We start from the raw sequence: 14,478 nt of genomic DNA on the forward strand, positions 1-14,478 counted from the left end.
AATTTTTGAATATAAATATTTTCAAATTTAGTTAAAGCATCATAGGGCTGTATAAAATCTAAATTGCGGATAAAATGAGAGTGAATTACTTTATCATTTAGTCGCATAAAAAATGTTTGACTAACTGAAGAACCAAAGTTTTCTGTGCCAATAAAAACAGTGCTATGGTTATTCATAATATTGGCAATTTTTGCTGATGCTATTGCACCTGACAATAAAAAAACATATTGATATTTTCGTTCATTCAAAAAAATGCTCAATTTTCCCTCTATATCGCTGTCATTTTCTAGAAAATCAAATGTAGAATATTGTACGTGTTCCTTTTTTAGAATGCTGGAATACACTTCCTTATACTTTAGCATCTCATCACGGTTAATTTCCGTTATAAGCAACACGTTGTTTATATTTTTATAGCGCTCATGTAAGTAGCTCATCATTTTTTCAGCTTGGTAATTATAGCTTGGCATAAAGATAAAAATATTCTTAGGTAATTGATCAGAGTTGGTGGTGCTAGCGTAGGAAGTAAAAATAGGAATGGTGTCATTTTTCTGTTCTTTTACAGCTAATAACAAGTCTGATAGATATTCAAACCCAATAATTGCAGAGCAAGAGTCATTTACCATTTGATTATAAATATGCATTGGCTCCAATGGTCTGTTATTATAAAAATAACTCTTAATCACAACTTTGTTAGAGAGATCATTTTCTTCTTTGGCAAGATATGCTGCATTTAAAAAAGACTGACCATATGATTTTAAATTTTCTACAATCCTACCGGTCAAACATATTTTAATTTTAGATTGTGCGTGAACAACAGGGGATATTAGTATAGAAAACAATAAGATGATTGCCTTAGAGCTATTTAATAAATTCATTTAAAAGCTCACTAAAACGATCATTCTCTTCTAGATGTGGGTAGTGAGACGATTTATTGAAAGTTATAATTTCATGAATGTTCGACAATGCTATTTGGTGTCCGTTCATGACAAAATCGTGAAAACCATTTATCCATAATTTACGTATTTTAAGCTCATTAATATTAACAGAAAAATTGGCTTCTTTTGAATAAAGATCTTTTCTTACACTGATAAACGTGTTCATATCCAATGGTAGATTGATCTTTTTCTGTGCATTTTGAACCAAATTATAATATTCTAAATTGGCCCAATATAAATAAGGTCTGTCTTTATTTTCTTGGAAAACTGGAGTTAATTGTTCTGATAGTTCCCAGATTTTATTAAGGTCAAGATTATTAATTTCATTTAATATTTTGTTATATAGCTCTAAATTACTTTTTTTCAGATAGGATAGGTCTAGCATTAAATTATTCAAACGAGGTGTTAGTATTGATTGAGCGGTAGAAACAAAAACGCCAGGGATGGTAGACTCATAATTTTTGTAGTAATCAAAAAGAAGTTTTGCACCATAACTATGTCCAATCAAAGCATGGATGTTAAGATTAAAATGGTCATCAAGGTATAGAATTATTTTTTGCAAATCATTTATATTATCTTGCTGTAATACTAACTTTTTAATTTTATTAGATTTACCGCAATTTCGTTGATCATACAGAATAATATTGCACTGGAGAGAATTAAATAAATTATGATGATCAATAAGATACTCTATGGTTCCACAATTGAGACCAGGGCCACCATGAATGAAAAGAGCATAAGGTAGACTCGAGCTTTTAGTAAATCTGATTATATAAAATTCTTGATGTGGCAAAATATCTTTTTTGTAAGCTTTCATTAGTAATTATTTTCTCGAAATATTCTGCGGATCCATACAATTGGGGCTGCAAATTTAATGGCGGTATTTTTTATTTCTTTTTTCACTAATGTAGTTTTTTCATTTAAACAAACTAAGTCATAGCGAGCTGGTTCTTGTCCATGCCTTAAGATCCTGACAAATACTTCATCATTGTCCGCAATAATAATACAATCTTTACCAATGGCACTCTCAATGTTGTTGACTATTATACCGCCAACATAATTCCCAGGGTATAAGAGAGGGATCATGCCATCATCTTTTATAACGGTGTCAATAGAGTGTTGTAGTTCTCTGAATAGTAGTAATTCTTTAGCTATGTGGCTTTCGTCACCCTCTTGGATATCTAAATCTTTTGTGATTTTTGTGGCATTTTTACCAATGCCATGCATTAACCATGATTCTGTGCAATAAATATTTAACTCTTTAGCTCGTTTAACGATTTTTACAGCCCCCTGCTGGGATAAACCTCCTCCCCATGCTAATTCCCATCCTTTTAATGATTGAGCAGTAAAATTAGAATCGCGACAAAAATCTTCTCGTGTAAAAGACAGGAGATGCTCGCGTATGAATCTTATTCTCTTGCCCCGAGACTCGGGGGATGAAACATTGTCTATTACAGGATTGCTCATATTTAAATAATTCAGTCAGGTGCATGTTTATTCTATGATATACCAAAATGGTTAATAAATCTTCGTAAGAATTTACCAAAAAAATAGTATAAAAAACATCAAAATACAATGCGTTATAGCATATTAGGTATGACAAATCATTATAAATTTACCTTAATGGTAAAAAAATTATTGTAATTTTTACCATTGGCTGATAGTCTTATCTAATAAATTAGATAAATAAAAGGATTTGTTGATGAAGTTTGATGTTGAGTTATACATTAATGCTAGGAAACAAATAGAAAAAAAGTTTCAATTATTACCCTATGGTCCTAGATTAATTATTTATGAACTATTAAATCTTGCAAATCCTCTTACGGGAATTGTATCTGACATTAGTTATCGTGATCTATCAAGATCCTTAGAGATTAAAACCGCTCCAGGTCGAATCAACAGTGGTGTTCCATCTAAGCAAACCATCAGAAATTTCATAAAGTCTATAGAACATGAGTGTAGCGAATACTTTCAAGTTATAACTGAAGGGCAAAATTTAAAATTTATATTCCCAGAGGTCCCTAAGATCTATAATCAATTGATTATAAAGAAAGAAGTTAACACAGATCTTAATTCACCTAAATCCCTTATAGATTCTGATAGAGAAGGAGATTCAGAGGGAAAATCTAACATAGAAGTTAACAGAGAAGCTAACACACTAAAGAGCTCTGCAAAGAATATTAATATATTTAATATAACTAACTCAAACAAACAAACTGAAATTGCGAGCAATGATTTTTGTTGCAGCAAAAAACCAATTTGCGATGACTTTTACCCAAACACAAAAACCATCGAAATGGCATTTTCCATGGGACTAACCAAAGTAACTGACAAAGAAGAAATTCAGGCGTTTATCAAGCACAACAAAAAACAAAACACTCTATGGGCTGACTTTAATCCAGTATTCATTAACTGGCTTGAGCGAGATGCCCAATACATGCAAAAACAACTACAAAAGGCACAAGGACAATTAAGGAGTCATCACAATGAGCGTGGTACAAATCAAAGCACTCTTAACCAAACAGCACTTGAGCGAGTCAGCGAACATCATGGCATTTCAATCGACTCACTCTGGGACACCTCAGGCAATGAACTCAACTCCGGTTCATTTATCGAAGGAACACTTGTCCAGCCTCTGGATGAAGCTGACTGCAATATACGGGCAACTTTTTATCAGTAAGCATGGAGTGAATGATACAGGAGTTTGGTTTGCTGCACTTAAAGATTTAACTCCAAAAGCATTAGACAGTGGTGTGGAGCGATTAATGACATTGAGTAAAGGCGACAAGTTTTGTGAATTTCCACCCAATTGCCTGCAGTTTCGAGCTTTGTGTCTTGGCTTTTATAGTGATTTGCGCCTGCCTTCTGCTGCCGAGGCGCATAGGGAGGTTTTAAACAGCGCTTATTCAACGAACCCAAACTGGAGTCATGCAGTGGTTAAATTTACTGCCAAAAGACTGGGGCTTAAATTTCTGGAAATTGATAATGAAGGCCATTCTTTTGCAGTATTTAAAGAGGCATATGAACGGGTATGTCATTTAATGAGACAAGGACACCAGATCCCGGAAATTAAAGAGAAGGTGCTGTGCACTTTGCCTCAATCAAAAGACATTGCAACAACACACCTTGCGAAAATTCGCCAGTTATTGGGAGTTGCATGATGAAACAAATTCCATGTTTAAAACTGTTTACAAAGGAAGAGCTGTACTGTCTTTTAAACGCCTGCTCTGAGTCATTAGCTCTGGCCTATCAGGAAATCCCTGAATGCGATTTCTGGCACATTGCAATGGAGGCACGATTGGCATGCGAAGCGCTTCGATTCGAGATTGATTCACAAAAAAAAGAATATTCAATTCACTAACCAATAAAAGGAACACAGCATGTTAATACTTACACGTAGAATAGGCGAAACCGTACTAATCAATGATGACATTTATATCACCGTGCTCGGTGTTAAGGGTAATCAAGTCCGCTTAGGGTTCGATGCACCACAAGATGTAATTATTCATCGTCAGGAAATACATCAAAAAATTAAAAAAGAACAATCTCTGTTTTTAAATAAGCCTGGTCAGTGGAAGGAAGCACGGGGCGTACAGACTCATTAACCATTCAAATCACCATACTAACGAGTTAAGGGAATAATATGAAACCATGCATTAACCAGATACAAAAGGCAATTACCACTTTAGCTTTAACTGGATCTTTTGCCCTGTTGGTGAGCTGTGCTGCAACATCAACAGTGATCGAACATCGTAACTTAGAAACAGATACAAAACTCAGCCAAACGATTTTTCTTGATCCTGTGGCTCAAAGTCAAAAAACGATTTACATCACAATTAAGAATACTTCTCAAGAGTCATTATCCATTGATAAGTCACTAAAGCAGGCATTAGAAGAACATGGCTATAAAGTGGTTGGAAATCCATCCAAAGCCCATTACCTGCTGCAGGCCAATATTCTTAAGGTGGGAAAAATGAGCGCGTCTGCAAGCCAATCCGCGCTAGGTGGCGGGTATGGCAGTGCATTGGCAGGGGCAGCAACAGGAACTGCACTGGGTGCATTAAGCGGTCATTCAAGCACCATGATTGGTGCAGGTATTGGTGGGGGAATTATTGGTTTGGCTGCAGATTCTCTAGTCAAGGCAGTGAATTACACGATGATTACCGATGTACAAATTTCTGAGCGCGTTGGAAAAGGTACTGTTCATGAGCAGTTTAATTCCAACCTTCAAAATGGCACTGCATCTGGAACCACACAGACATTGAGCAAACACAGTGATTACCAACGCTATAGAACGCGGGTGGTATCCAATGCCGATAAAGTCAATCTGAGTTTTGCAGAAGCACGACCCGCATTGGAACAAGGTCTGGTAAAAACATTAGCGGGCATTTTTTGATGCAGCCTGATTAGAGCTTCATGAAAAAAGTGCATAGGATTTAAAAAACAATAATGAGTTAAAGAGGGAATAGTAATGAGAATCAATGTAATAGCAGGACTTATCATCACCGCACTGGGTTCACCCTGTGCTGTTGCAACCAGTTCGAATCACTACGATTTAGAAAGACCAATTTTTGATACGTCTTATCAACTCAACCAGATTGCCAAAGAAAACAATTCCGATTTATGTTCTGGAGATGTCGCAATTGCTGCAGCCTACCTGGAATCAGCAGGAGCCCAATTGCAGCATCATAAAAAAGACAGTGCAGTTGTTTCTATGGCTTATGGATACAATGAATTAAAAGCAATCAGCAATGTAAGAAGCTACTGTACACATTTATCACCGAAGGTAAAACCCTATCTTGCACGAGTTATTGTGATGAAAAGTGAACTTGAGAACATCAACATACCAGAAACAGACCAAACATCGGACTAATTTTAAAAGCTTAAGTTCATAACAAAAATAAAAGGAGCGCTCAATGAACCCAATTAAAACACTCATGCTGTCGATGACCCTCATCGTTGTGAGTGGAGTTATTCATGCAGAGCCCACAACACTGCCTGAAAACAATTTTAAGATTAATCAGAATCTGACTGCCGTTTCAACTGAAAATGATGAACAGGATGTCGAATATTTTAAACACATTCTTTCCAGTGGAGCGCTTTTTACGCTTTTGCTAGCAATGGATAAGGAGGTTCCTGACATAGCAAAAGCAGTTGAGTATGTGGCTTTGTTCAAAAAACTGGATTCTGCAAATCACCTACTGACGCAAATTTTAGTTGAACTTAAAAAGAACAACCACCTATTAAGTCAAAGCATGCTTGATAAAGGAGTAACCATGGATGGATAAGCGCTCTTTATAAAACCACAAAAACACGATTCATTAAATAAAAAGAATAAAAAATGAGCACAAATTGGGGCTCAGGGGGATTTTTTTAACCAAAAAAGGAGAATGTGATGAACTATAGAACAGCAATGAACGATTTGAGCATTAAAGGATATCTGTATGCCAGGCAGCTGCTCCCTTTTTTAATGATTGGTTTGGCACTGTTGTGTTTGATGCCAGACTCCTGTTTTGCTGCTGAGAATCGGCTTTCTGGATTAAAAGAGGAAGTAAAGGCAACCTTTGGAGCGGATTCAGATCTCCCTTATTTTCTTTTGTTAGCAGAAGGGCTTGCAGGGGCTTATGCCTACATCAAAACCAAAAATATCGCAGTCCTTGCGGGTGTTCCTGTATTGATGGTGTTTACTCACTGGGCATTGAAATAATGGCTCGCAACTACCAAACCTTTATGCTCTCTGATGAGCCTAAAATTGCGGGTATTCCTGTTACCACAGGCCTGCCCATTTTTTTACTCACGGGAATTGGGCTTTTAACAGGACTTGCCTATCAGCTTTTTATGATAGGCGCAGCCCTAAGCGTTGCGATGCATATCAAGTATGGAGGACTGCCTCTGCGGAGTCTGTTTGCCATCGTATACTGGTCGCTGCCTCACAGGTTAACGTCCCTTGTATTTCGAGCTTTTCCCGATTCTGCCAACCGAATTTATATCAGGTGATTTAATGGATACTTCATTTCGTGATAATGCGATTGCAAAAAACAGACTGTTATTCAAGCTGACACTGATTTGGGCGCTATCGAGTACGTTTGCAATTATTGTCCTTTGCGCCTTAAATTTTTATACCTTACTGCATAAGCAGGTTCACTGGCTTCCAGTGTGTACTGGTCTAGAGTTTAGCATTGGTGATAAAGGCTATTCACCCGAATACCTGAAAGAAATGACGCAGAAAGCTGCTGACTTACGCCTGACCTACAATCCTGAGACCATTGATGCACGCTACACCATGCTGTCTCATCTGATTCCAGCGAAATACCAGGAATCGTTTTCCAAACTATTGGATGCCGAGCGAAAAACAGTACATGAAAAAAATGTAAGCTCAGTTTTTTATGTTGAAAAAGTATCCGTGGATGTCTCTAAAAATCAAGGTCAAATCGAAGGGCAATTGTATCGCACAAGCCATGGGCTTCAATTAAAGCCACAACACAAAATGTATCGAGTGCAGTTTTCACATCAATCAGGCCTTTTAAATCTTGTGTCCATTCAGGAGATACACCATGACTAACTCAATTTATGATCAAGTTAAAAAAAACATTCTTCTTATAAGTTGTTTGTGCTCAGGAATTGTTTGTGCAAGCACAGCTCCTTCGGTCATCGCTTTTGAAGAAGGAGAGCAGTTTAATCTGACCTTATCGAGTATTAACTTTAATCGTGTGTTTGTTGAAGGGGAATCGATCACTAAATTAAGTTACCCAGAGCATGCTATTACAGTAGATAAAAGTGAGATGGATAACCCTGAAAGCACGGATTCTTCGGTGTATATAAAGCCCAATTTTCAAGTTCCCATTACCCTGTTCCTAACTACAGATAAAGGACATCACGTATCACTTACCCTGACACCTGATGAATCGGTTGGAAAAACCTTAAGGCTTGTGCCGCGCGCTCAAACAAAATTGAAATTTGTGAAACTGGATACCCCTGATGCCAGTGAAGTAGATGAGGCAATCGCTGCCATGAAAGCAGGGGAGACCCCCAAAGAATTTAATGAGAAACGAATTACTCCACGTTCTTTTTACATTAAAAAAAACATTAAGGTAACTCTTGAAAAACAATATCAGGGGAAGCGTTTCACCGGCTTTATCTATCGGTTAGAAAATACATCAAATCATGAGCTGGCGCTTACAACCGCCTTATTTGCCCATAAGGACGCAGAATCCCTGTCATTAAGTGATGAGGCGCTCCCACCTAAAAAAATCGCTTATTTATATGGGTTATACAGCAATCAGGGATAAACCAGAAGCTGCTTAAAATGAGTTGGAAGGAGAGTAGGTAATGTTTAAAAAAATAAAACAATGGTTGACGCTAAAACCTCAAAACGCCAATAAACTGGCCAAAAAGGAACAATTGAAGCACGCAGCCATTTTATTACTGGTGGGTGGGGCATCCTATGGATTTTATTGTTACTCATCAGCTGAGAAAAAAAAACCAGTCCACCAGGAAGAAGCTCCGTTCGAGAGTATTTTTGAAAGTACTTTTAATCAGGGCAGTGACGAAGCACTCCTTCTGCAACAGCAGCAACAAATTGATTCTTTAAAAGAGTTAGTGGCAGAACATCATAAAAAACAGCAGGAAGCAGCACCTGTGAAAACAGAAAATTCGGAAACAAAAGCTTTGATCCAGGCCATGAAAGAACAGCTTTCACACCTTGAAGAAGAAAATAAAAAAATGAACGAACAATTACAGGTTGCACTGGTTTCTACCCGTCAGGCAAGCCTGGTCACCGTTAGGCCGCCAACTCGTGAAGAAATGGAAGCACAGCAAAAGAAAAAGCATCAGGCAGAGCGCGAACTGCTCGCAAAATCAGGACTGGAAACAGTGCAATTTAACAACCGGAAGAAAAAAAACAAGGAAGTGCGAACCTCTAAAAATTATGTTTGGGCGGGAACCTTTGTTGAAGGGGTGTTGCTGACTGGGGTTTTAGGTGATGCAGGAATAAACGGCTCAAAAAACATGGGAACTGCTTTAATCCGCCTTACCAGCGGAGGAATCATGCCCAACAATCAGCGTTCTCATCTGGAAGACTGTGTCGCCCTGGTATCCACTTATGGTGATTTATCAGGAAGTTCCGTGGTGATGCATTTAGAAACACTGTCTTGCGCAGGAAACAACATCAATTTTGAACAAAAGGCCTACGGCTCTGTATTTGATTTGGATGCCATGCAGGATTTACGCGGAACATCCATTCTAAAAACAAAGCCGCTCTTAACCTATTCGGCAGCGGCAGGCATGCTGGCAGGATTTGGTGATGGCTTAAAGAATTTAAATACCGCTCAAACAATCAATCCGGGGGCTGGCACCATTACGACCTACGGGCAGGCATCAACCCTTGCTCAATCGGCTGCTGGTGGTGCGCTTAGTAATCCTGCCAATCGTATTTCAGACTATGTAATGCGCATTGCTGATATTTATCATCCACTGGTTGTGGCACGTGCTGGTCGTCGTGTGTCCGTTTTATTTACTAAAGGCTTTTGGATAGACAAAGAACATCAGGTGTACGAGTCAGGACGCGCTATCAATGAAGGACATGCCCAAAACGAGTCTGGGGTTACAACCACTGTAAGCCGTGCCTATGAATTAAATACACACCCTGTGAATGGCGCTTCATTGATGCAGTCCAATAATCAAGAGCCCATGGTTCAAACCGTTAATCCTGTTGAGAATCCCCTCTTAAATCAACCAGGACAACCCTCTACCCCATTATTTTCAACCGTACAAAATGAGGAGCCACTTCATGACTAAACCTCTATTTTTATTGAGTACCCTTTTCTTAGTGTCGCAGTTATGTGCCTGCTCGAAATCCATCCTCGACAATCAGGATGCAAGATGTCCTTTTTCTGACAGGGGTGGTTGTCAAAGTATGGAAATGGTGAATCGTATGGTGCAGGAAAAACGCTATACACCCGATGGTCAATTCGTGCAGCAGGCAAGAATTCAAGATCTGTATTCAGATTATAAATAGGCGCTGGCACGAATACAGGAGAGAAGCAATGCTTACAAACGCTATAGAATGGGTTCAAGATACTTATCAGTTGCTAAAGGAGACCTGGAATGACAAAGGGCTAGCCGATAACGGAGCCGCTTTTGACCTCAAGGCGCATCAATATCCTTCTTTTACTGAGGAGCTATTACCTTATCAATATTTTGATGAGGAATCGAAGCTGTTTTTTAATGAACACAATGCGGGTTTAATTTATCGCATTGTCCCTTTAACGGGTGCGAATGAACACATAGCAGAGCAGCTGGATGCGCTGCTTCAATCTAAAGTGTCTCATGAGTTCACCTTGCAGTTGATTTGCGTCAAACACAATCAGGTAGGGAAAGATATTGAGGCATTTACTTCGCAGTTCACAAAAAGCGAATTTGAAAATTTAAGCCTGTTAGGAGAGAACCTTAAGGCATTTTATCAAAAAGCCGCCATACACGGTTTTAAAACCAACACGATGCTTGCACCTCGATTAACGCATACGGATTGCTATATCGTCATTGATAAAATCAAAAAAGAATCTGAGAACGATTTAAAAGCCTGTTTTGGCCAGTTTCGCGTTTCATTTGAAGCATCCTTAAGTGCTGCAAAAATTGGATTTAAGCAAGCAGATGCGACTGATTTTTTGCATTTGCTTCAGTTTTATCTGGATAATTGCCCTGATGCAATTACCCCACGCCCTGTTATATACGACAAAACCAAATTACTTAAAGAGCAGGCACTGTCTCATGACTTTGATATTGAAATTAAAAACAATGAAGTAGTAATTCAAGGGGCTAATGAAACTGGACATGCTTATGAAACAGCTGTATCTGTTCTGACCATTGATCGCCTCCCTCGTCAGTATTGTTTATGGGAGAACATCAATAATACCAGCAACATTTTTCATCCTGATAAAAGAATATCCTGTAATCACATCATCTCGGTCATCTATCTGGTTGAAGAGCAGGGACGTGCTCAGGGTAGAGCGAACCGCAAGACCCGTGATTTGGATAAAAAATCTAAAAGTGATTATGCCTTGAATGTAGCGGGAACTGAGGAGCAGGCAAGAGTATGGCGTACTTTTCGAGATGATTTATCCTCACAGAAGACTCGTTCTGTAAAGATGCTTTATAACGTGGTTCTTTTTTCAAGACCTCATGAAAAAGAGCGTGATGTGGAGGCTGCTCGCACGGTATTTGCGTTCAATGACATTAAATTGGCATTGTGTAAACGTATGCAATGTCCGTATTTTTTAGTCTCGATGCCGTTTTTTTTCACAGGAAATCTGGCTAAGGATTTTTCTCTTCCAACCATGATGTGGCCAATTTCTTCATGGAATGCAACCCAATACATGCCAATTCTTTCTGACTGGCGCGGGGTGGGCAAGGGTATTTTGTTGCCCACCATGCGCGATCAGTTTGCCTGCATCGATCCTTTCTCGGGTGCATTTGGCAGCAATTACAATATGGCTGTAACCGGAACATCGGGCGGTGGTAAAAGTTTTTTCATTCAGATGCTGATGCTCAATATTTTATTTAATGGCGGGGATATTTTTATTATTGATGTAGGTGGAAGCTACAGAAAACTGTGTGAGGCGCTTGGTGGGACTTATCTTGAATACAGCAATTTGGCGATGAATCCCTTTACCCATGTTACGGACATTTTACGAGAGATTGATGACATTATTGCCTTGTTTGAATTATTAACTTGCCCGACCAGCGGTGCTACAGATGACGACAGAGGCACTTTAAGAGAAGCCATTTTAACCGCTTTTGGAACAACTCAGAATCAAACGCGCATTGATGAGGTTGCAGGAGTCTTATTGTCATTGTACGAGCACGACCGCGAAACCTATCCTACAGCGCGCATTTTGTCTAAAAACCTTCAGCGTTACTGTTCTGCCTCAGAGCATGGAAAGGCGTTTAATGAACCATCCCAGTTATCGCCTGATGCCCGCATAATTGTAGTTGATTTGAAGGAAATTGAAGACAATCAAAGCATTCGCGCACCGGTTCTCCTGTCCGTTATTTCTCAGTTTCAAAGACGTATGTTCAACTCGGACAGGAACAAACAAAAGATGTGCATCATTGATGAAGCCTGGTCTTTTTTTACAGGGGATTTAATTGCAGTGAACTTTATTACCAAAGGCTTTCGTACTGGTCGGCGGCATAAAGCATCATTTGTCACGATTACTCAGGGGATTGAGGATTATTTTGAATTTTCAGAAGCTCGTGCCGCATGGGAGAACTCCGCTTTAAAGCTTGTTTTTTTACAAGAAGAATCACCGCTTTTAGAGCATCAAAAAAAGCATGAGACTTTTTCGGACTACGAGATGACTATTCTGAAATCATTCCCAATAGCGAAAGAAGCTGGTTTTTCGCAAGTTTTGTTGCGCGCCAACGGTATTTCCTCCTTTCATCGCTTGTTCGTTGATCCATTTACTCGCGTGCTTTTATCTTCTGATGGAGATGATTATCAGGCGGTCATTAATTATGTGGCACAAGGGATTGCATTTCTTGATGCGGTATCGCATGTCGCAGAACTGCATTATGGGAGGGGTTATGCCATTTAATCGCTTAAACACCACATATTGGGTCATTGCAGGAGTTTGTGGGTTCATTGGAGTCCTGGCGGGTATGTTTATGATGTGGCCTAAGCCGTTACCTCTTTTGGTGGTTGATATGAATCGTGCCATAGAGGCACCTTCGGTGCTGCTTGCCCGTTCTAAACTGACTCATGAAGAACAATTAAACATTATGGATCGCTTTTCACGAGCCCTTCCAGAAGTCATCAAGGACTATGGAAGGTCTCACCGGGTAACCTTAGTCAGTGCACCTGTATTGACTGGTTACAAACCCTCCCAAGTGGATGTAACAGACGAGCTCATTGCTTTGACCATAGCAAGGATAAAGCATGAAGCGCACTAACAAACGGTTTTTAGCCCTGATTCTTGGTCTGGCCTTCTTATTAGAGCCTGTAAGTCATGCAAAAAATATTGGTCAGTATGGCCAGACATTCCCTGTTAGAGAAGAGGATATAAGAAAAGTCATTATGAACAAACTCAATGCATTACAGCAAAGTGGTGATTTAGAGCATGTTCAGCGTGATTTAGAGCAGAAAGCAGCGCGTCAGGCGATGAGACCACACCCTTTGGCATTGAGCACGACTCGCACGCCTAAGACGTTTCGCATCTCACCGGCAGTGACTGTATCTCATGATATCTGGACTCCTGATGGGTATTTAATTGCAAAAGCAGGAACGCGGATAAACCCATTTGAGCGCGTTCACTTCCTCAAAACCCTGATTTTCTTTAATGCGGATGATGCAAGACAGGTTGCCTGGGTTAAGAACCATTACACCGATTTTAAGCACGTTAAGTTCATTTTAACCGGTGGTGATGTTCGAGTTGCTGCAGAGCTTTTTGGTCGAATTTATTTTGATGTGAACGGCATCATTTCATCTCGGCTGCAGCTTCAACACGTTCCAAGCATAGTCAGTCAGGTAGGTCTTGATTGGCAAATTAAAGAAATTGGAGTGAATGATGAATAAACGACTTTTCTGTTCAATTGCTGCAGGCTTATTCTTCATCTGTTCATTGCACGCATCGCAGTGTAAAGGGCATTTTGTCAATCCTATTACCGACATTTGCTGGGATTGTTTGTTCCCTTTAACCATTGGTTCCTCCGAAGTAGTAAAAAGCCAGTATCCTGATACTAAAAATCCTGGGAACCCTATCTGTTCCTGCCCAAACAAATTACAACTTTTAGGAGTTACTATAGGTTATTGGGAACCCTTTGCGTTAGTCGATGTGACACGAAAGCCATATTGCATGGTGAATCTTGGGGTGCAACTACATATTAAAGACCAGGGTCTTGGTGGTTCACAAATGCCCGATACGGATGGGCGAGGCGCATTTTATTACGTGCATTGGTACAAATACCCTCTGATGTATTGGCTGCAGGTACTTACATCCATCGGCTGTATGGAGACAGAAGATTTTGATGTGATGTATTTGAGTGAACTTGATCCAACATGGAATGACTCTGAGTTTGCTTTTGTTCTTAATCCAGAGGCCACCTTATTTACCACATCGCCAGTACGGGCGTCTTGTGCAGCAGATGCAACCAAAGCATTGGCAGGAACGGCCATGGATTCTCTATTCTGGTGCCAGGGCGCTCAAGGATCTACCTATCCGCTCAATGGTTTTGTGGCAAATCAGGCAAGTCCCATCAGTGCCGCAACGCTCCTGGCAGAACGCACCGACTTTAAGCTTCATCGCCTTGGAGCAATTAAAGATTCGGTCGGTAAAGATTGGCCTGCACTTTGTCGCACCTATCACTCTTCCATTTTGCCTAAAAGCCGGTATCGCTACCAGTTAGTCAATACATTACCTGATGCGAAACGCTGCCAGCCCTTTGGCCGTTCAGTCATTACCTGGGAGGCCGGACATACCTACCCTGGAGATGGGGATAATTTTGGCTTCATGATTTGGCGCAAGAGAAATTGTTGTTTTTTATAAGG

General features: G+C 39.7%; 20 protein-coding genes. 17 read left to right on the top strand and 3 right to left on the bottom strand.

Annotated features, from left to right (window positions below; translation table 11 throughout):
* From Lani_RS15755 to Lani_RS15765, 3 genes are all read right to left on the bottom strand, one after another.
* Window positions 1–875, bottom strand: an 875-nt coding sequence (locus Lani_RS15755) for an ABC transporter substrate-binding protein (RefSeq protein ID WP_238585195.1), incomplete at its 3' end; no start/stop codon positions are given.
* The gene (locus tag Lani_RS15760; protein ID WP_014845161.1) at window positions 859–1,752 is read right to left on the bottom strand and encodes an alpha/beta fold hydrolase; all 894 of its coding nucleotides are present in this window, start codon (window positions 1,750–1,752) and stop codon (window positions 859–861) included. The genes Lani_RS15755 and Lani_RS15760, both read right to left, overlap by 17 nt.
* Window positions 1,752–2,402, bottom strand: a complete 651-nt coding sequence (locus Lani_RS15765) for a helix-turn-helix domain-containing protein (RefSeq protein ID WP_014845160.1) — start codon at window positions 2,400–2,402, stop codon at window positions 1,752–1,754. The genes Lani_RS15760 and Lani_RS15765 overlap by 1 nt, the downstream gene beginning before the upstream one ends.
* 235 nt (window positions 2,403–2,637) lie before the next feature.
* On the opposite strand from Lani_RS15765, the gene Lani_RS15770 reads away from it, so the two are divergent.
* The 17 genes from Lani_RS15770 to traU all read left to right on the top strand — a co-directional run bounded on the left by Lani_RS15770 (window position 2,638) and on the right by traU (window position 14,476).
* Window positions 2,638–3,615, top strand: a complete 978-nt coding sequence (locus Lani_RS15770) for a hypothetical protein (RefSeq protein ID WP_014845159.1) — start codon at window positions 2,638–2,640, stop codon at window positions 3,613–3,615.
* 7 nt (window positions 3,616–3,622) lie between these two features.
* Window positions 3,623–4,096, top strand: coding sequence for a hypothetical protein (locus tag Lani_RS15775; RefSeq protein WP_223499707.1), 474 nt, complete (start codon window positions 3,623–3,625; stop codon window positions 4,094–4,096).
* Complete coding sequence (locus Lani_RS15780) at window positions 4,093–4,296, top strand: hypothetical protein (RefSeq protein ID WP_014845157.1); 204 nt, start codon at window positions 4,093–4,095, stop codon at window positions 4,294–4,296. The genes Lani_RS15775 and Lani_RS15780 overlap by 4 nt, the downstream gene beginning before the upstream one ends.
* Window positions 4,297–4,315: 19 nt before the next feature.
* Window positions 4,316–4,540, top strand: a complete 225-nt coding sequence (gene csrA, locus Lani_RS15785; protein ID WP_014845156.1) for a carbon storage regulator CsrA — start codon at window positions 4,316–4,318, stop codon at window positions 4,538–4,540.
* Between the two features lie 38 nt (window positions 4,541–4,578).
* Entirely contained in the window at window positions 4,579–5,331 is a 753-nt protein-coding gene (locus Lani_RS15790) for a complement resistance protein TraT (RefSeq protein WP_014845155.1), read from the top strand.
* Between the two features lie 75 nt (window positions 5,332–5,406).
* Window positions 5,407–5,808, top strand: a complete 402-nt coding sequence (locus tag Lani_RS15795) for a hypothetical protein (RefSeq protein ID WP_014845154.1) — start codon at window positions 5,407–5,409, stop codon at window positions 5,806–5,808.
* 43 nt (window positions 5,809–5,851) lie between these two features.
* A complete protein-coding gene (locus Lani_RS15800) occupies window positions 5,852–6,223 on the top strand; it encodes a hypothetical protein (RefSeq protein ID WP_014845153.1) in 372 nt (123 codons plus the stop codon).
* Between the two features lie 107 nt (window positions 6,224–6,330).
* A complete protein-coding gene (locus tag Lani_RS15805; protein WP_014845152.1) occupies window positions 6,331–6,642 on the top strand; it encodes a type IV conjugative transfer system pilin TraA in 312 nt (103 codons plus the stop codon).
* On the top strand, window positions 6,642–6,932 hold the full coding sequence (gene traL / locus Lani_RS15810; RefSeq protein WP_014845151.1) for a type IV conjugative transfer system protein TraL: 291 nt from the start codon (window positions 6,642–6,644) through the stop codon (window positions 6,930–6,932). The genes Lani_RS15805 and traL overlap by 1 nt, the downstream gene beginning before the upstream one ends.
* Window positions 6,933–6,936: 4 nt before the next feature.
* A complete protein-coding gene (locus Lani_RS15815; protein WP_041174155.1) occupies window positions 6,937–7,497 on the top strand; it encodes a TraE/TraK family type IV conjugative transfer system protein in 561 nt (186 codons plus the stop codon).
* On the top strand, window positions 7,490–8,224 hold the full coding sequence (gene traK / locus Lani_RS15820) for a type-F conjugative transfer system secretin TraK (RefSeq protein WP_014845149.1): 735 nt from the start codon (window positions 7,490–7,492) through the stop codon (window positions 8,222–8,224). Before Lani_RS15815 ends, traK begins: the two co-directional genes overlap by 8 nt.
* Window positions 8,225–8,264: 40 nt before the next feature.
* Window positions 8,265–9,731 carry a TraB/VirB10 family protein gene (locus tag Lani_RS15825; protein WP_014845148.1) on the top strand — a complete coding sequence of 489 codons (1,467 nt, stop codon included), beginning with the start codon at window positions 8,265–8,267 and terminating at the stop codon, window positions 9,729–9,731.
* Window positions 9,724–9,951: a hypothetical protein gene (locus tag Lani_RS15830; protein ID WP_014845147.1), complete on the top strand. Its 228-nt coding sequence runs from the start codon at window positions 9,724–9,726 to the stop codon at window positions 9,949–9,951. The genes Lani_RS15825 and Lani_RS15830 overlap by 8 nt, the downstream gene beginning before the upstream one ends.
* A gap of 28 nt (window positions 9,952–9,979) precedes the next feature.
* Window positions 9,980–12,529 carry a type IV secretion system protein TraC gene (traC, locus tag Lani_RS15835; protein ID WP_014845146.1) on the top strand — a complete coding sequence of 850 codons (2,550 nt, stop codon included), beginning with the start codon at window positions 9,980–9,982 and terminating at the stop codon, window positions 12,527–12,529.
* Window positions 12,519–12,884, top strand: coding sequence for a TrbI F-type domain-containing protein (locus Lani_RS15840; protein WP_014845145.1), 366 nt, complete (start codon window positions 12,519–12,521; stop codon window positions 12,882–12,884). Before traC ends, Lani_RS15840 begins: the two co-directional genes overlap by 11 nt.
* Window positions 12,871–13,506: a type-F conjugative transfer system protein TraW gene (gene traW / locus Lani_RS15845; protein WP_014845144.1), complete on the top strand. Its 636-nt coding sequence runs from the start codon at window positions 12,871–12,873 to the stop codon at window positions 13,504–13,506. The genes Lani_RS15840 and traW overlap by 14 nt, the downstream gene beginning before the upstream one ends.
* Window positions 13,499–14,476, top strand: a complete 978-nt coding sequence (traU, locus tag Lani_RS15850; RefSeq protein WP_014845143.1) for a conjugal transfer pilus assembly protein TraU — start codon at window positions 13,499–13,501, stop codon at window positions 14,474–14,476. The genes traW and traU overlap by 8 nt, the downstream gene beginning before the upstream one ends.
* The last annotated feature ends 2 nt before the right edge of the window (window positions 14,477–14,478 follow it).

The sequence above is a fragment of the Legionella anisa genome (genome assembly GCF_001467525.1).
Classification (GTDB): Bacteria; Pseudomonadota; Gammaproteobacteria; order Legionellales; family Legionellaceae; genus Legionella; species Legionella anisa.